General features: G+C 59.3%; 16 protein-coding genes and 4 pseudogenes. 11 read left to right on the top strand and 9 right to left on the bottom strand.

The genetic code is table 11. The features are described 5' to 3' along the window. Positions 1–180: 180 nt before the first annotated feature. The 6 genes and pseudogenes from LMTR21_RS41150 to LMTR21_RS25835 all read left to right on the top strand — a co-directional run. Positions 181–693, top strand: a pseudogene (locus LMTR21_RS41150) (biotin synthase BioB); the annotation flags it as partial. Between the two features lie 454 nt (positions 694–1,147). After that, positions 1,148–1,382: pseudogene (locus LMTR21_RS41145) on the top strand (dimethylsulfone monooxygenase SfnG); the annotation flags it as partial. Between the two features lie 304 nt (positions 1,383–1,686). Beyond that, positions 1,687–2,202, top strand: coding sequence for a GNAT family N-acetyltransferase (locus LMTR21_RS25855; protein ID WP_065756075.1), 516 nt, complete (start codon positions 1,687–1,689; stop codon positions 2,200–2,202). Between the two features lie 71 nt (positions 2,203–2,273). After that, positions 2,274–2,621, top strand: coding sequence for a DUF6788 family protein (locus LMTR21_RS25850; RefSeq protein WP_065756982.1), 348 nt, complete (start codon positions 2,274–2,276; stop codon positions 2,619–2,621). Between the two features lies 1 nt (position 2,622). After that, a complete protein-coding gene (locus LMTR21_RS25845; protein WP_065756981.1) occupies positions 2,623–4,032 on the top strand; it encodes an ISNCY family transposase in 1,410 nt (469 codons plus the stop codon). A 727-nt stretch (positions 4,033–4,759) separates the two neighbouring features. Next, positions 4,760–5,215 (top strand): GNAT family N-acetyltransferase, encoded by a 456-nt coding sequence (locus tag LMTR21_RS25835; protein ID WP_065755505.1) that lies wholly within the window; start codon positions 4,760–4,762, stop codon positions 5,213–5,215. Positions 5,216–5,933: 718 nt separating this feature from the next. Here the strand turns inward: LMTR21_RS25835 and LMTR21_RS25830 are convergent. The 5 genes and pseudogenes from LMTR21_RS25830 to LMTR21_RS41960 form a co-directional block, all read right to left on the bottom strand. Beyond that, positions 5,934–6,554 (bottom strand): LysE family translocator, encoded by a 621-nt coding sequence (locus tag LMTR21_RS25830; RefSeq protein WP_065755499.1) that lies wholly within the window; start codon positions 6,552–6,554, stop codon positions 5,934–5,936. 69 nt (positions 6,555–6,623) lie between these two features. Further along, a complete protein-coding gene (locus LMTR21_RS25825) occupies positions 6,624–7,253 on the bottom strand; it encodes an FMN-binding negative transcriptional regulator (protein WP_065755498.1) in 630 nt (209 codons plus the stop codon). Positions 7,254–7,353: 100 nt separating this feature from the next. Next, complete coding sequence (pdxR, locus tag LMTR21_RS25820) at positions 7,354–8,844, bottom strand: MocR-like pyridoxine biosynthesis transcription factor PdxR (protein ID WP_065755497.1); 1,491 nt, start codon at positions 8,842–8,844, stop codon at positions 7,354–7,356. A gap of 253 nt (positions 8,845–9,097) precedes the next feature. Continuing rightward, complete coding sequence (locus LMTR21_RS41140; RefSeq protein ID WP_246174221.1) at positions 9,098–9,286, bottom strand: hypothetical protein; 189 nt, start codon at positions 9,284–9,286, stop codon at positions 9,098–9,100. 16 nt (positions 9,287–9,302) lie between these two features. Beyond that, positions 9,303–9,614, bottom strand: a pseudogene (locus LMTR21_RS41960) (HipA domain-containing protein); the annotation flags it as partial. A gap of 213 nt (positions 9,615–9,827) precedes the next feature. On the opposite strand from LMTR21_RS41960, the gene LMTR21_RS25810 reads away from it, so the two are divergent. Continuing rightward, a complete protein-coding gene (locus LMTR21_RS25810; RefSeq protein WP_246174216.1) occupies positions 9,828–10,550 on the top strand; it encodes a YopT-type cysteine protease domain-containing protein in 723 nt (240 codons plus the stop codon). 1,416 nt (positions 10,551–11,966) lie between these two features. On the opposite strand, the pseudogene LMTR21_RS25805 reads toward LMTR21_RS25810, so the two are convergent. From LMTR21_RS25805 to LMTR21_RS25795, 3 genes and pseudogenes are all read right to left on the bottom strand, one after another. Beyond that, positions 11,967–13,378, bottom strand: a pseudogene (locus tag LMTR21_RS25805) (type II toxin-antitoxin system HipA family toxin). After that, positions 13,378–13,629: a helix-turn-helix transcriptional regulator gene (locus LMTR21_RS25800; RefSeq protein WP_065755493.1), complete on the bottom strand. Its 252-nt coding sequence runs from the start codon at positions 13,627–13,629 to the stop codon at positions 13,378–13,380. The pseudogene LMTR21_RS25805 and the gene LMTR21_RS25800 overlap by 1 nt, the downstream one beginning before the upstream one ends. Before the next feature lie 121 nt (positions 13,630–13,750). Continuing rightward, positions 13,751–14,041, bottom strand: a complete 291-nt coding sequence (locus LMTR21_RS25795) for a hypothetical protein (RefSeq protein ID WP_065755492.1) — start codon at positions 14,039–14,041, stop codon at positions 13,751–13,753. A 119-nt stretch (positions 14,042–14,160) separates the two neighbouring features. Here LMTR21_RS25795 and LMTR21_RS25790 point away from each other — a divergent pair, with 119 nt between their 5' ends. From LMTR21_RS25790 to LMTR21_RS25775, 3 genes are all read left to right on the top strand, one after another. Further along, entirely contained in the window at positions 14,161–14,364 is a 204-nt protein-coding gene (locus LMTR21_RS25790; RefSeq protein WP_057861979.1) for a hypothetical protein, read from the top strand. A 953-nt stretch (positions 14,365–15,317) separates the two neighbouring features. Then, positions 15,318–15,497, top strand: a complete 180-nt coding sequence (locus LMTR21_RS25780) for a hypothetical protein (RefSeq protein WP_141688548.1) — start codon at positions 15,318–15,320, stop codon at positions 15,495–15,497. 168 nt (positions 15,498–15,665) lie between these two features. Then, the gene (locus LMTR21_RS25775) at positions 15,666–16,073 is read left to right on the top strand and encodes a Rieske (2Fe-2S) protein (RefSeq protein ID WP_065755491.1); all 408 of its coding nucleotides are present in this window, start codon (positions 15,666–15,668) and stop codon (positions 16,071–16,073) included. A gap of 15 nt (positions 16,074–16,088) precedes the next feature. Here the strand turns inward: LMTR21_RS25775 and LMTR21_RS25770 are convergent, their stop codons facing one another. Beyond that, complete coding sequence (locus LMTR21_RS25770; protein WP_065755490.1) at positions 16,089–16,679, bottom strand: hypothetical protein; 591 nt, start codon at positions 16,677–16,679, stop codon at positions 16,089–16,091. A gap of 279 nt (positions 16,680–16,958) precedes the next feature. Here LMTR21_RS25770 and LMTR21_RS25765 point away from each other — a divergent pair, with 279 nt between their 5' ends. Further along, positions 16,959–17,282, top strand: a complete 324-nt coding sequence (locus LMTR21_RS25765; RefSeq protein ID WP_065755504.1) for a HesB/IscA family protein — start codon at positions 16,959–16,961, stop codon at positions 17,280–17,282. The last annotated feature ends 8 nt before the right edge of the window (positions 17,283–17,290 follow it).

Genomic DNA, 17,290 nt, shown 5'->3' with positions numbered 1-17,290 from the left:
CTGAGAGCTGCGATTGATCGCGCACAAATGCGGCTCTAGCCGCTATCGAGGAGCCAGGCTGCCCCGAGCAAGAAAATTGCGTTTCTACCACTAGGCCATCTGCGATGTGGCGCTGCGCTGCAGGAGACCAGCTCAGACAAGCAGAGAGCGAGCCAAGCGAATTGCCCAGTGCGCCTGGCGCGCAACCCGAAAGACCGTGACGTCAAAAGGTCTGCGATATGGTCAGCGCGGTGAAAGACCTCGGCGTGGAGACCTACGTCCGCTCGGCATGCTGACTCCCTGGGCAGGCCGCGCGGCTCGCCGAAGCTGGGCTCGACTCCTACAATAATCAGAATGTCGACACTTCGCCCGAGTTCTACGACAAGATCATCACCACCGCACCCTGCGGGATCGCATCGATACGCTGGCGCACGTGCGCAATGCCGGCATCGAAATCTGTTGTAAGGCATCGTTGGCCTGGGTGAACGCGTTGATGACCGAATGGGCATGCTGGTTCTGCTCGCCAATCTGCCGAGCTATCCGGAGAGCGTTCCGATCACCTTTGGAGTCAGGTCAAGGGCGTGCCGGTCAATGATACCGCGGAGAGGCTGAATCCGATCGCCCTGGTGCGGTTGATCGCGGTCGCCCTGCATTCTAATGGTGAGAAGCCCTAGTGCGGCCCTCCGCCGGAGTTGTCGCCGGCAATATTTTTCTCGCACGGTAACAAACGATCCGTTGGTTGTGAATATTGGAAAGCGGGTTCTCCGACTGCGATGAAAAATAGCTTGTCTTAGACTCGCGCAGCCGCTCTTTCTCTGAGACTATTGATGTCAATCAGTAGTGCTTTAGAGAATGAAACGCTGATGATCTGGAATGACGTCTTCGACGAAGCCAACAACTCCGGTCTGCGCACACCTCCGCGTCGTAGGATTTGCGCGTCGTGTTGTTGACCTAATCCATTTCGCGTCAGCGTGCTGACACCGCAGATAGCGAACGCTTCTACAAGCCGTACCCTGCCGTTGGATTTTGAATAGATGCGCGCCCGCTTGTCTGAGCGGTGTGATGCAAGTTGCTGCCCGCTTCAATCAATCGTCCCTTCGTCCCAACTCCAGCTTGGTGGGGAAAACAGGATGACCGCGATAAAGATCCTATCAAATTCGCCTATCGGATGCCGAATGTGTCCGGGCGGCCCCGTCGTTTCGTCGATGAGCAAGGCACCAACTGGAGATCGACTACACGTCAAAGCGCGCGTAAATCGCCGAGAAGGCCGGCTTCGACTACGCCTTGACCCAAATCCGTTTCACCGCTGGCTATGGCGCCGACAAGCAGCACGAATCGGTCAGCTTCTCGCACGCGTACTCGCAGCAACTGAAAAGCTCAAAATCATCACTGCCATCCCGCCGGCGCATGGAACTCAGGGCGGCCGTACTCATTCGGACGCGGTTCAATGTGGGGCGACACTCAGGTCCAAAGAAGAAAGAGTGCTCCGTACGACCATGACAATCTTGCCGGCAGGTTATCTTTCGATTTTTTTTGGCGATTATTTCAGCTGCCATCGACACGAAAACGTTATCACCTCACCAATGGTGTGAACTAAAGCGTCATTTGAGCTTCAAGATCGCAGCATATCGCTTTGGGTCGGATGCTGCGGCAGCCTCGCTGCCCCGATGCTACTACGTGGTACGTTGAGCTTGAGGAGGATGTGACATGGTGACCACACGTGAAGTGTCTGTCGAAGACGCCACAACGGTGACCCAAATGGTTGCTGCCCTACTTGCCGAACTTGGGGCTGGCCAAGCGCAGGCCGGATTAGATACCCAGCTGGTTGCCGACCTTCTCGCCATGAAAGAGCGCGTCTGTGGGTTTCTCGCCTTCACCAAGGAACGTCCTGTCGGTATCATCATGGTGTCGGAAAGCGCTGCGCTTTTTGCGCGCGGAACCTACGGCATTATCACCGAACTCTACGTGGTGCCGGATCAGCGATCGTCTGGGGTCGCGATGCACCTTATTGAGGCTGCCGTGGGCCTGGGGACGGTAAAAGGCTGGGGCCAACTTGAAGTGGGAGCGCCGAGGCAGCTGATGTGGAGCCGCAGCCCCAACTCAGCATTGTACTTGAAGGCCGGTTTTGCAGAGATCGGCCCACGCCTCAAGTTGCCGTTGCACGGCCTAGCTACTTTCCGGCGCAAAAATCGCTCGGCTTGGGGCGTGCCCAGAGTCGTGTAGCGGAGCGAAAACTGCAAGGTCGCACGGATTGGCCGTTGACGGGAGGCGGCGGCACTGATTCATTCTTATGAATGATTCGTGATCGAGCCCTTCAAACGCGCGAGAAGCTTGTCGGCAAGCTGCCGGTTAGCGGCGAGCTACTGCGCGGTTCGCTGCTGGAGCGCACTGTTCGTCACAAGAGCGGCTGCCCGAAGTGCGCGCGCGGCGAAGGGCATCAGGTGCACGTGCTGACGGTGAGCTATGGGGGCGGCCGCGTGCGCCAGTTCAGCGTGCGCCGTGAACGCGTTGCCGAAGTGCGCCGTTGGCTGGACAACTATCAGAAGCTGAAAGAAGCGATCGAAGCGATCTGCGAGCTCAATCACGACCTGCTGGGCCCTGATGCGGCGATGCCGCGGGGTGGGAGGAAGAAGCGTGATTGAGATGCGCAGAGCGCAACTGAGCTTCGGCGACGGCTTGATCGCGGGAGAAGTGAGCGATCTTCGCGAAGGTTGGATGACGCATGCCGACCGGGTTCTCGCGGATGAACAGATTGTAGGCGCGGTCTACGAGGCGCTGGCGAGACGGCATCCCAAGAGCCGCAGTCGTGGCCGGCTGGGCGCGCCGGCCGAAGTGGTGTTGCGATTGTTGATCCTCAAGCACGTTCGCAACTGGAGCTATCAGGTGCTGGAGCGCGAAGTGCGCGCCAATCTGGTATATCGCGACTTCTCCCGGGTGGGCGGCGGCAAGACGCCGGACGCGAAGACGATGGGGCGTTGGGGATTGGCTGTGGATCCGGAGACAATCAAGCAGATCCACGACCGGATTGTGCAAGTCGCGCAGGAACAAGGGGTGACGCAGGGACGCAGAATGCGCGTGGATACGACGGTGGTGGAGACCAACATCCACTACCCGACCGACAGCACGTTGCTGGGCGACGGGGTCAGAGTGTTGATCCGCACCATGAAGAAGGTCGCCAAGATCGTGGGCACGGCCGGAACCAAACTGCGCGACCGAACGCGAAGCGTAAAACTGCGCCTGCTCGATATCTCGCGAACCGCCCGTGCCAAAGGACCGCTCAATCACGAGAAGCTCAGGCAAGGCTACCGGCGGCTGTTGAACTCGACGAGCCGTGTGGTGGGGCAAGCGAAGCGCTTCTCCCATGAAATCTCCGCAGGCGTGAAGCGGGCCAGGGGCATCTTGAAACGGCTGGCGCTGCAAGGCTTGCGGCAGGAGCTGGAAACGATGATACCGCTGGTGCGGCAGGTGATGCGGCAGACCCGGGAACGCATCTTCCGCGGCAACACGCGGGCAGAGGACAAGCTGTTCAGCGTGTTCGAGCCCTCGACCGAGATCATTCGCAAGGGCAAGGCCGGCAAGCCCAACGAGTTCGGCAAGATGGTCAAGCTGCAGGAGGCCGAAAACCAGATCGTGATCGACTACGAAGTCTATGATCGGCGGCCGAGCGATTCGGACCTGTTGGTTCCGGCCATCGAAATCCACCAAGCCAAGCTCGGCCGCACTCCACGTCTGGTCGCGGCAGACGCCGGGTTCTACTCCGCCAGGAATGAAGCCGCGGCGAAGGCGAGCGGCGTCAAACGCGTCTGCATCCCCAATCGCTCCACCAAGAGCGTCTCGCGCAAGCGCGAGCAGAAGAAGCGGTGGTTCCGCAACGGCCAGAAATGGCGGACCGGATGCGAGGGGCGCATCAGCGTGGCCAAACGGCGGCACGGGCTCGATCGCTGCCGCTACAAAGGCAGCACCGGAATGAAGCGCTGGGTCGGGCTCGGCGTTGTCGCCGACAACCTCATGAGCATCGGCCGCGTGATGGAAGAACGGTCACTAAAAACGTAGTCCACTTCCAGAGCAATCTTGGCATCTCATCGCCCCGCCCCCCGGCGGGGCTTCTCGTTGTCTGCGTGGTTGACCGCGCGCTTCACAACAGCGATTTTTGCGCCGGAAAGTAGCTAGCCCACGTGCGCAAGGCGATCCTGCGGGCGATCCGCGGTTAGATCCTCGGCGGCAACGCGCCCGATACCGCCGTGTCTCGGATTCATCTGCTGCAGGGTTTGCATGAGCGTCGATTTGCCGGCGCCCGATTGACCCGCGATGAAGTTTGTGACGCCAGGTGAGAGCAGCGGCGCAGCAGCGCGCGCATACCAACCCCTCGACCTGAGTGAACCGATCCACTTGCTCAGTTCGAAAGGGGACATGAACCCTGCGCCGCGCAGCGCGCCGGCCAACGTTCGCCAGTGTCCGAGGGCGGCCGGACGGGACGGCTTACGAGCGGGCCGTTTCTCGAAGGTCGCGGTAGCTCTAAAGATTTCGGCGGAAGCGAACGCCGATGGCGAGCCTCTTGATCACCTTTTCCTCGCGGCTCTCCTCTCTGTAGCACTGCCCCACAGCGGCCATCAGTTCTTTTCGAGTCGCCATGCTTAGTTACCTCATTATCGCCCCCCGCAGTCCCATCCCACTGGAGAGCAAATTACGTGATCGTCCTTGTCTAGCGGATCACAAATGTCGCGTTGACGCTTGTGGCGCAGAATGATTCAACCCGATGCAGAGCAGACAGGAGAGAAAGATGTCGACTATATCTACACGGCGCGCCGAAGTCACAGATGCCGCAACCGTTGCTCGCTTCGTTCATTCTCTCCTCGACGAGCTCTCAGGCGGGAAGGCCCCCGGGATCGAAATCGTCACGCAAAACGCAGAGACAGTCCTAGCGGATATTAGCGTCGTCGCGGTGATCGCATGCGGAGACAACGAGCCGGTTGGCGTCATGGTTCTAAACGAATGCACTGCGATCTACGCGGGCGGCAAGTTCGGAGTAATCTCGGAGCTTTATGTTCGCCCCGACATGAGATCGCAGGGCATTGCGCCTCATCTGATCGCTGTCGCTCTGGCGGAAGGACGAGCGCGGGGATGGAAGCGGCTGGAGGTCGGAGCACCGCGACAGCCGAAATGGAAGCGCACCCTCGACTTCTATCTGCGCAACCGCTTCGAGGAAGTCGGCCCCCGGCTTCGTCGCATGATATGAGCCCGTGGTGTCCGCTTAGCATAGTCTTCGAAAGGTCCCCTAGTCCTAGGCTCACATGTCTTCCGCCATGCATGTGCGCTCAGCGTGCTGCGGGCATCGGTCCTGGTAAGTGATCGGAGACGCCTTGGGCCATCGTTCAACGTAGGGCAACGATTCCTAACCTGAAACTGGCGACGCAGCACCTGCGTGCAATCGCCCTCGAGATCCGGGACAGGAGATGCGCTCATGAATATTTGGCCGAATACGGACGGCAGAACCATCGCGGCGACGAACATGGAGCGCATTTGCTGCCAGACGCCTTCAGCCTGTAACGCAGTTGGATAGGCGAGTTCAAGCAGTGCCAAAGATCGTGGACTTCCTGCCCATTGACGTGTTCATGCCACTTGAGGTCGACTAGTCCAGAGCCACACTGAGGGCCTTTTTCGTGATGTGCTATTGAGGCCGGTGCCATGTAGAACGTGCGTCATTTCCCAAGTGCAGCATACGATTCCTGGTAGTCTCACGAAATGATCTACATCAACGATTTGCTCTTTTGGGGGGACGCGCAGCGCGCCAGGAATATCCGGGCGTCAGCTCCGGAGCGAATTTCGGATTCAACTCGGCCATTTCCGATCTCGAGGGACATTCGCGTCGATTTCGTCTCGGCCATGGCCGGTCTAGCGACAGAAGACATTCAGATAAGCGCACGAAGTCGATCGGTATGAGCCAGCTGCGGATATCAACCCGCGCGACGGGCAAAGACTAGCGTAGCTCCCAGTGCGCACATGATGGCACCCGACACCTGTCGCATCTTGGTAAGGATTAACGGTCGAAGGCCGGCTCTCGCTCTCGCAGCCAAATGGGTCGCAACCAAATCGACACTGGTGTTGAGTGCAACCGAGATGAGCCCGAGGATGATGAACTGCGCGGCGACGTTCGCGGATGGGTCGACAAACTGGGGAATGAAGGCGAGAAAGAATGCGGCTGTCTTCGGGTTTAATGCCTCGACGATGATGCCGTCGCGCAAGGCCCGACGCACCCCGGTCGTCTGCACCTCGATCGGCTCGACAATGCGCGCTTCGCGCCAGGTCTTGAGCCCGAGCCAGATGAGATACAGGGCGCCTGCGATCTTCAAAAATGTGAATGCCTCGGCGCTCGCCATGACGAGCGCAGATATGCCGACGGCGCCGCCGAACACGTGCACAAGGCCGCCGAGACCTAGGCCAACACTCGATGCCAACCCTTCCGTTCTGCCCCCGACAATCGTTCGCGCCACGATATAGAAGAGTCCTGGCCCCGGCGTGATCGCCACAAGCAGCGACGCTGCCAAGAACAGGAAGAACGTCTGGAAGTCCGGCATCGCCCACCCCTCTAATCGCGTCAACCAGTTGTCTAGCGCCGGTCTTCGCACACGATGACTACGCTAACCTCAGGCCGGAATCGGAATGAGGGAAGCCACTTCCCGATCCTGCGGCTTTTCGCAAGCCGCAAGGCCGGCGGCGACGCCGATGCGGTCAGCCTCGGGCCGGTTCTGGCTGATCTTGCGCTTGCCCTCGAACCTGGTGACCGGAATGCGCACTCCGATGATCCCTCCCAACTGGGAGGCAATGAAGTCGGTGGGGGCATCGCTGACGGCCCAGGGCTTCGCGCGCGACGTCTCATGGGTGTTCGTTAGCCGCGTGACCACCTCGAGCAGACGTTCGGGTTCGTGGAAGAACTCAACCGGCCCGTACGCGTGGACGGCGATGTAATTCCATGTCGGCACCACCTTCCCGGTTTCTTGCTTGGTGGCGTACCATGAAGGTGTCACGTAGGCTTCCGGACCCATGAAGATGGCCAGAGCTTCGCCGGTCGGAGCCGAACGCCATTGTGGATTGGCCTTCGCCAAGTGCCCGTACAGCACTCCGTGCTCTCCTTCGGTCTCATCGAGGAAGAGCGGCAAGGGCGTCGCTATCGGCCCGTCCGCGGTGGCCGTGACCAGGTTGGCGAGGCCGGCGGACCAAATGGTCGCTCGGATGCTTTCGACCTCGTCATCTTTAAAGGCGGGGGGCACATACATGGCGGTTCTCCTCTTTCGGTCCTGGGATAGACCCAGCCTGGTGCGGTTAGAACTGCCAGTTATCACTGATTTTGATGGTCCAGTTGGAGGGGCATGGCGACTAGGACAATCGCCGCGAACGAAGCTGATCGACCGCCTGAGCCAGAAGCTGACAGCCGCGCTCAATCTGGCGCGCCTCCAGTGCGGCGTAACCCATGACAAGCCCGATAACGTCCGGCCGCTGCCGGCGGCTAGGATGGGGGTGAAAGAGTGGGGCGACCGGATAGATGCCGACGCCTTTGACGCGAGCAGCCTCGATCAACGCTGCTTCGGACGTTTGGGGCAGATCGCGAAACCAGACCACCACATGCAAGCCGGCGGCCGCGCCGTCGATTTGGACTCGATCGCCAAATCTGCGGCGCAAAGCGTCGAGCAGGACTTGCCGTCGCTCGCCGTTGCGCCGTCGGACTCGCCTGACGTGCCTGTCGTATGCACCGGTCTCGAACATCGTCGCGAGCGCTTCCTGCTCGATCAGCGGCGTGTGCCTGTCCATGATCTGCTTGGCCGCGGCGAACAGGGACTGAAGTTGAGAGGGCACCACCAGATAGCCGATCCTCAGCGTAGGCGAGAGCGTCTTGGAGACTGTCCCTAGATAGATGACGTCCTGGCTAGCTGCGGGCGCATGCAGCGGGGGGACCGGCTTAGTGTCGTATCGGTACTCACTGTCGTAGTCGTCCTCGATTACATAGGCGTCGAACTTTCTTGCCCAGGCGAGCAACTGGTGCCGACGCGCGATCGGCATGACGCCGCCCAGCGGAAATTGATGCGAGGGCGTCACGTACGCGAGCCGCGCTTCGGTCTTCGCAAGCTGCTCCGTGTCCATTCCGTCGACGTCGACTGGAATCGGCACGGCGGCAGCCCCGTTCGCCGCAAAGACGTGCCTTGCCATCAGGTAGCCAGGGTCTTCCATGACGAACCGATCGTCGGAGTTGAGCAGCAGTCGCGCACACAAATCGAGCCCTTGCTGCGAACCGTTCACGATGATGATTTGATCAACGTCGCATCGCACGGTCCTCGAACGCCAGAGATAGGCCTGCAGCGCCATCCGCAGCCGCCGGGAGCCGCAAGGATCGTTGTAGGCCAATCTCGGTGGCCGCCGTGTCATTGCAGCGACCACGGCTCTTTTCCACGCGAGCACGGGGAAATCCGATGGTGAGAGGTCACCATATCGAAAATTTGCGAGGAGGTTGCGAGATTGCTCCTCCGAGCGCGGCGCGACCTGTCTCAAACGCTCACCGTACCCCGACAGTCGCACCTTCCGTGACAACGGCCGCGACGTAGTGCGCACGCGTCCCCTCTCGATAGCAGCTTGTGCAACGCGCGGTCGTGCGCCATGGCGGATCTCGATGAAGCCTTCCGCCGCGAGTTGCTCATAGGCGATCGTCACCGTACCGCGAGATACGCCGAGTTCCGCGGAGAGGGCGCGGGACGACGGCAGCAGCCCATCGGCGCCGTACACGCGCCCCAGGATCTGATCCCTAAGCGCTTCGTAGATCTGACGCGCTCCCATTCGCGGGGTGCGGTGCCCAGGGGGCGCCTTGATCTGTGCCATCGAAAGTTCGCATAACTAGGCTTGCTTGATAAGCCACTCTCTAGCTATTCGCCTTTAATGCCAAGCTGTTCTGAGGAGTTAGTGGCGCAGGCAAGCCGGGGGGCGCTATTCCGGGGGGGTGCCTCAGAATCCAATCCAGCGTCTTCGTTTCGGCGACCATTTCGTGCGTACTAGTCAACGGCGGCCGGTGCGGTTGCAAGCGCCATACGGCGCAAATGCAGTTCGCCCCCGGTAGCAAATCGTAATCTTTCTGCTATTGCACTTTCAATGAACTCAGGCGCTGCATAGCGGCGATTTTCACCGAATTATGGATTGCCTCGGGAAAGCCCTTTGGCAGGTCGCTTTCAATTTTGCCGAGCGCAGCTTGAGCGGTGAAGGCGACACGTTCGATTGATTCTTGAACAAGCGTTTTCGGTACGCCCGCGGCTTCGCCTATCTGCAAGAAATGTCGGGCCGTCTACTTGGGCAATCCTGTAGTGAATGTTTGTCCCTACCGACATCGCGAGCTTCATCTGCTTGCGCTGAATTTGACCGGCGTCCAGACGCGGCTGTGCCGTGAGCACGTCGTAAAGCGTGTCAGATGATAGCGCCGCCGGCGTGATGAAGATGCTGAAATTCTTCGCATAGTCATCGCTCGCGACGATCAGCCAAGAGAAGATTTGCGCTCTGAGCAGCGCCGCCTGATCATCCGCTCCTGGCCACGACCAGCCTGCTAATCGGACAGCAGCGACCGGCTGTGGGCTATCCTGGCCGCTGCGATACGCCCACATGTACGATTTGGTCCGCGCGTCCCGTCCGTCTCCCTAACCTGAGTAGCGCCTGGCCGTCAGCTTGGGATCAGCTTTTCTGACTATCATTCGGAGCACCCCTGAGCAGCTTGGTGTTGCGATGGGACTTACGCTGAAGGAAAGCGAACGGCCATGTATAATCGGATCAGTGGCTTACCCACACCTCCGACCCAAGCTGTCGAACCGAGTCAGTCGGTGGACAGTGACAGCTTTATGGAAACAGTTGCGGATCTCGCGCTGCGGCGGAGCCCGCTGCCTGGAGACTTGCCCGACATGGGGTGCTGTGTCAGCAAGCCCAATGTCTCGGATCCAAATAACCCGAGTACATCCGGTCCAGTGAGGCCGAATGACCCACTGTTCGACTACCGGGCGGCCGAATTGGCGGACGCGAATGTAGACGGCATATGCGTTGGGCTGACTGCGGAATGGCTCGGCAATCTCCAGTACAGCCCGAGATCCCGAATGACTACGCTAACGCCCGGATCGGACGGGCACGACTCAGCGGCTGTGTGGCAGCAGCGCTATCTAGATATCAGGAAGGACCTGCGAAACGAAGGAGCAGAACCTCCTCAGGCCAACAGTGACGCAAAGTACGCCATGTTGCAGGAAGCAGGTTTGCAACCATCCCACAAAGAGAAGGTTTACAGCTTCGACGACCCTGCGAGTATCTCGAGCATGTTGGGCAAACTCACTGCTGACGGATCGAGGTATTTGCTTAGTTTGAAGTTCGTCGAAGGTGGGGGACACACAGTTGCGACGTCGACCTTCGATGGAAGGACCACGCTCTTCGATCCAAACTATGGAGAGTTCAGTGTTACATCAGACCAGGTGGATACCTTGCTCCAACGCCTCGCGGACCGATATATCGACCCCAACGGGCTGTATTTGGAATCAATTGCCACACGAAAAATGTCTTGAGCCGGGCCTTCAGGCCACGGCCCACGGCCGATTGGTGCCCGCGCGGCCGAATGGGCCGATCGTGCTGATACCGACTTTTCCCGATGATGCCCCGTTGCGGCCGCCGTGGGTTTTCGAGTTCCGGATGGGGGCTCCGAAAGATGCCGGGCTCGACCTGCCAAGCGGCTCGTTCATGCGCATTCCGATGATCTCGCCCGGGTGTATCCCATTTGATCTCGCCCACGTTTGAACGAACCCGTTGGACGGGAGTGGGGCAACCCTTCTGAACTGAGGTGTCCTATCTGAGAGGATGTTGGTCTTCGCACCACCCTCTCAAGACAGAAGACCCAGTGGCCACAGCCCTCTTCGGCACCGAATGATCGAGGACATGATGGTCCGCAATCTGTGACCGTGGACTCGACAATCCTACATCTGCGCGATTGCAAACTTTAGCCGACATTTCGGCTGCGCCCCGGACCGCTAGTTTCGGGCAGGTCCGGGCCTACCGAACCGCATCTCATCAGCCAAAAACGTTTATGGTCCCACATCAATCAGGTTGCCAGCGCGCCGCGCCTTTCTACGGCACACGGGCGGGGCGCTGGAAAGCGCTTCACCACTTGTTTGGTGCGGTCATTGCACGCGACAACAGGGAGCAGGTTCGTGCTGTAGAATCCCTCTTCCTGTGGGCCTGGAAAGGTGACGAAGGAGAGTTATGGAAACAGATTGAAGGGCTTGAGCGCCGCAACGGCGCTGAGCGACCATCTCCTGGCGTTGTTTACCGAGTGGAGGGCTTCCGCCTGACGTCGCGCTGCTGTTTGAGCGTTTTGAAAGGCTGGGCTCGTTCATCTTGAACGATACCGGAAAGCGGATGTTCAGCAGAGAGATCGAGGCGCTTTACAAAGAGGCGGGTCAACGACATCCTCTTTCACAACGAATCCTAGTCTGCCGCGTCCGTCCGGACCGAGCTCTACTCCCCGCGTTCCCGGCGCCGCCGTTGCCGTCTCTGCCATCCGGTAACGATCACTGGCGCAGGTCTGCAGAAAGAGCCGAAAGCTGTTATGCTCAGGCATGCGCTACGGTGAAACCACGCTTCAGATGCTCCAGCGGCATGTGCGGACGGGGAGACGACCCTCGCTCGGCAGCGCAGGCTGATTGAACGTATGACCGACGCCGGACAATCTACCGAGGAGGCCGAGAGGCTCCTGGCCAGCTTTATCTGAAAGATGAGCACGTCGCCGGAAGCGTTTCGTGACGCAGTCTGAACGGCCAGCCTCCGGCTGACGTCGTTTCCGTTGCTTTGGGCCCTGCGGCCCCCATGCTTCCGCGCTGCTGCGGGCGGAAAACGGCGGCCGCAGGTGTTTTCCATCAGCGACATCTGCTCGCCCATCGGGATGGATCGATGGATGCCGACTACATCGCCAGAACCGGCGACGCCAGCTACCGCGAACGCCAGCGACTGGTCATCCGCGAGAGCGCGTTACGCGACGGCGTCACACTCGTTGAGCGACTGGCGGCGGGTCTTGCGCCAGATGCAGCGCGGTTGATGAAGCCCTGACCTGCCAGCTTAACTTTTAATGAACGCAGGCGCTGCATAGCGGCGGCTTTCACCGAAATATGAATTGCCTCGGGAAACCCCTTTGGCAGCTCGCTTTCGATTTTGGCGAGCGCAGCTTGAGCGGCAGCGGCTACCCCTTCGATTGACTCCTGCACGAGCTTTTTCGGTAGGCCCGCCACTCGGCCGGTCTGTACGAAATGCCGACCCTGCACCTTGGCGATCCGGTAATGGTTGTTCGTCCCTACCGACATTGCGAGCTTCATCTGCTTGCGTTGGACTTGGCCCGTGTCGAGGCTGGGCTGTGCCGTGAGCACGTCATAGAGCGGTGTCAGATGATAGCGGCCGCCCGGTGTTATGAAGACGCTGAAGTTCTTCGCGTGGCCGTCGGTTGCGCCGATCATCCAAAAGAAAATCTGTGCCTTCAACAGGATCGCCTGATCCTCGGAGGGGTTATCGCTGCCTTTGAGCAGACCAAGAAGCTTCCCCATGCCGGGGCCGCCATCGCTCTGGTACTTGCGCGTCGGCGGTACCGACAGGGCCTGACAGCAATCCTCTTGCGGAAGGCGGAGCAGACGGCGAAGCGCTCGATCACGAGCGCCGTTGTCTTGCCGAAAGTGGCAATCTCGGCTTGGTTCACCGGCAGGCCGAAGGCGGCGGCAAGTTTCAGGCAGTAGTATTCATTCTCGACGCTGTTCGAGAGGTTGATGCCGCTGGGCAGCTCCCCGATTTGCGTCTTGAAAATGTGGGTGGTCGGCGTTGTGCCGCGCGGCTTCAGCCATTTGCCGCCGTTCCGCAGCAGGGCCGTCTTCTCCTGCGTGCCTGCCAGCGAAATCCGGAAATCATCGTCGCGCCTGAGCCCGAGCGGAGCCTGGGTAAGCCCCTTGAGAAGCTTTTCGATCGCTTCGTCGTCGACGGCGTCGCCGACGATAGTGTGACCATCGCCATGGCGATCATCATCGTCGGCGACGAACTGCAGGGCGCCCACGCAGTCCCTGCCGATCGCAGCGAGCAGGCTGTAGGCATCGGTCCCGGCGGCGCCGACCTTTTGCGCCACCCGGCGGCGCAGGGCGTCCGAGTCGGGGAGGAGGTTGTCGAAGACAGCCGTAACGGCTTCGCCTCGGAAGGCATCCTCGCGCAGCGGCAGCGACAGCGAGACGGGAAGGGCATGTTCCCACCCGAGCCAATCATCCTCGTACCGGAATTGAATAGCACCGCTTGCCGCCTTGGTGAGGTGGCCAACAAGTCGGTTGTTGAGGAGCACACGCAGCGGTGCATGGCGAGGACGGCGGCCCATCAGAAGATTTCCTCGATGTCCGCCGGGCCAGCCTTGCGACGGGCCACAATGCGAAATTCAAGGTCGAGACCGGCCAGCACAGCGAGGATAGTCTCGAGCCTTGCCGCCGGGTTGCCGGTCTCGATCAGGGAAATGGTCTCCTGCCGCACTCCCGCCTGGTCGGCGAGCTGCGTCTGGCTGAGGTCGCGCTTTTTGCGGGCGCGGCGTACCAGATTGCCTATCTGCTGCGGTGTTCTTGCGAGATCGGTCATGGCTCACTCTCCGGCCCCGTTATTCGCTAAACCCGATAAAAGAGCAATATCGTATCTGGCGCATAAACAAAAGTTATGCGCCCGATCGCATAAAATCAATTTATCGGAAATGTCGCATAGACTACCATTTTGGCGCCGGCCCCTGGATGGACGTAATGATCCGATGCGCCGCAGTGCGCGAAAGCACCCGCCGACGCGCCCCCAATTGCTTACACGGCCGGTTGGTCGGGCGGGTTGACCGCGACGGTCTCGCTAGCAATGCGAGACGCTGCCACAGCGCGTCCCGTTCGGCGGTAATATCCGCGACCTGTTCGAGGACTGTCTTGCGGAATTGCAGATCGCGCGTCACGCGCAACGGGAGCCCGAGGGTCTCTGCTCTAAAAAGCCCGGTCATCTGCTCGATGATCGCCATCGCTTCGTCGATCCATTCCGTAGATAGATCCGATCAAGAGAATGTATTTTACCAATTGTGCGGTCGTCATCTAAGACTGTTGAGGGCGGCTGGGGCCAATCTAAGGAAGCGAGTCTCGAATGAAAAAATTGCTGTTTGTTACTGCGAGCGCCGTCGCGCTTGCAGCGGCGGTACCGACTTTCGCCGCTGATGGTGCCGCACCACCGGTCGACACCAAGGTACTCGTAGCCAATACGTCATATCCTGAATGCGATGAGGACCCGTTGAATGGCATCTGCGATCTCTTTTTTTGCTTAACCGACCCGGCGTGCTTCGCGCGCTAACAACGTAAAACAACTAAGCAGAAAGTGGGATAGAGTCTCAGTACACCGGCGCTTGCCGGGACAGCGGTAACGTCCTCATTGCGTGCGGATAGGCGGCCATATGGTACAAGGGGCGCCGTCTTCGGTGTTCTCTCGGGCGACAATTCAGTCAGAGCAAGTCCACAACGTGGGATGAGGGCGCTGTGCAAGCAGCGCTTGCGGATACTGCCTTCACCCTCGCCCACACCCAAAGGAGTTGACATAGCAAATGCTGGGTCAACGACGATGATCGACGAGCCCCTTGCTCACATGCGCACGCATCGCAACAACATTCGCCGCTACCGGGCAGCGCGCAATTGCTTCAAACCAAGCTGACGGAGCTGGAGAGACAATATGTCCAGCGACGGCCGTCGGAAAAACGGTCGGCGCTCGATGCCCTCGCCAATGCGACCCTTCCGTTCAGCTTTCCCTCGCCGAGGCGACTTCCCGAGCGCGTGAGCACAGCAATTGAACTGACGCCTCGCTAAGGTGCCGGTCCCGCCGAACGCGGCGGGGCGTGACATGCGTTCCTCGGACGGGAGCCGAAAGGATGACGAAAGATCACAGTCTACGCGTCGCGTTTTATATATTCAGAATGTTGAGATAGTGCAGCTCGCGGCGCTGGTTCACTCGTGCAGGCGCCGATCGAGTGATGCGGCAGGTAACAACATAGACCCCTCCGGCGAGGGGGCGGTGGACCACGAAAAACCTCAGGCAGGCTCTGCCGGGACATTCGAAAATATCATCAGCTGTCAGAATACCATGGATTAAGGCCAGAGAACGCAATTATTTGCTGCGAACATTTCTTATTACGAAGCGGTTCACATCCGGATAGCGGCTGTGGAAAGCCGCGAGAGCTTCTCTTCCAACATGTGCTGCGTTCCGGTGCAGTCATGTTCTTGATGAACTGATGGCTTGGTTTGAGCGAGCCGGTGGTGGCCGACTTCTATGAGCTTCTCGTCTACGAAACCGGCGGCTTCTTCGTCGACCATTGCGATACCGCGGAATCTTGGCGCAACATGGGTGCTCCTGCTGCCTTCGGACCATCGTGGCGGCGCACAAACGTAGATCGCGTTTACCTGGTCGAGCGCGCCGCTTTACAATCCGATTCCTAAATACCCAAGAGGTGCCTGATCCCACAAAGCTCGTTGGTCCGATGATCGAACGATTCTCGTTTTGCGACGACGCGCGTCGGACTCTCAAGACAGGTTAGCGCGATCCAGGTACTTTGCGCGATTCTTGCAAGAGTCATCGCAGGATGATCCATTGAAGGTTCTTTTGTCATGAACGAGCGGCGGACGCAGTCGAATATCGCCTACGCAATCTGCGGCTTCAATGATATTCCAAGCCAGCGCGCCATGGGCTTCCACCTCATGATAGTGGACGAAGATGGCAGCCCCAGGCCGTGGCCCATTGTCGTGGTGCGCTGGGGCAAGCGGGTGTTTGCCTATCTCAACAAATGCCCGCACACTGGCGTCAATCTCGACTGGGAACGCAACCAGTTTTTCGATCCCCTCGGTATGCGACTGATGTGCGGCAAACACGGCTCGACCTTCGAGCTCGGCACGGGCCGCTGTGTGGACGGCCGGTGCAAGGGCAGCAGTCTCACGCCGGTCGCGTTGACGGTGCTGGACGGCGATATCTGCGCGACCGGCGTGCGGCTTGTCCAGGAGGAGGATTCCTCTGGCTAAAGTTGAAGCCGGTGCTCAGACCGGCCGGTTCTCGTTACGGTTTCTTACGGGTTCCATCCTCTTCAAGCCGTCTTCGTAAGAGATTTCATCATAGGACGCATCGACGCCCTTGCTTGCGTCGAGCAGGTAGTCGAGCTTGCCGGGCGCGTCGAGCTTCTTAATGTCATTTTTGTCGACCCCGACCAGGTCCATCATCTCCTTCCAAACGGTGGATTCATCGCACGGCAGCACGTTGAAGGTGATACCGCGGAGCTTGATTCGATATTTCGCCAACAGGTCTATGTTGTTGCAAAACATGAAGTAGCTGCCATCAGGACTTAGCGCGCCGTCAAGAACATTTGCGACATCAGCAAGATAAGCGAAGCAGTGCAGATAGCCGGCAAGCACCGAAATGCTGCGTTCGCCTTCCTGCACGACCGTCAGCACCTGCTCGATCGAATAGTGGGGCGGCCGCTTCTCGTCGGCGACCTGGGCCTGGAATTTTAGGGCGATATCGCCGCGAAAGCCGAACCGGCCCTGCTTGGTGGTCCCGCCCTTGAATATGGCATTGAGCAGGCGTCCCTCGTTCTCCAACCGGCCTAGCGCGGTGTTCTCGATTGCAGTCATAAAAAATCATCCCTCGATCCAAGACAATCGCCGGACACTCCGGCGGCGGAAGACGCAATGCAAATTGTTTGCCGTCGCGTTCGTAACGCTTCATCGGCTAATCCATAAAGAAGACGCCTAAAAGATTCCGCGATACCTCGAAAACCTTTGTCAGCAACCCGACACGCGTCGCAAAGCCAACAGGCACGATTTTGAAAAAAGTAAGCATTGTCAGGCTCGTGCGCGCTGGCATGCGACTTGCCAATTCTCATGCAAACGACTTGGGAAAATATGGGTGCCATGATCAATCTGACGAATAGCGCAGTGAATGCGCTCAAGAGCGCGATCTCGGCTTCGGCGCAGCCGACGAGCGGCCTGCGCATCATGGTCGAGACCGGCGGCTGCGACGGATTCAAATACAAGATGGGTTTTGCCGACGAGGCAAAGTCCGACGACACCGTCATTGAGCGCGACGGGATCAAGGTGTTTGTCGACAATAAGAGCCATGAGCACCTCGCCGGCACGACGATCGATTTCGTGGTGGCGCTGGAGGGATCGGGCTTCACCTTCGACAACCCAAACGCCAGCTCGAGCTGCGCCTGCGGAAAATCCTTCAGCAGATAAAAAGAGAA

The sequence above is a fragment of the Bradyrhizobium paxllaeri genome (genome assembly GCF_001693515.2).
GTDB lineage: Bacteria > Pseudomonadota > Alphaproteobacteria > Rhizobiales > Xanthobacteraceae > Bradyrhizobium > Bradyrhizobium paxllaeri.
The sequence above is the reverse complement of the archived record's forward strand: the minus strand, read 5'-3'. Positions and strand labels throughout refer to the sequence as shown.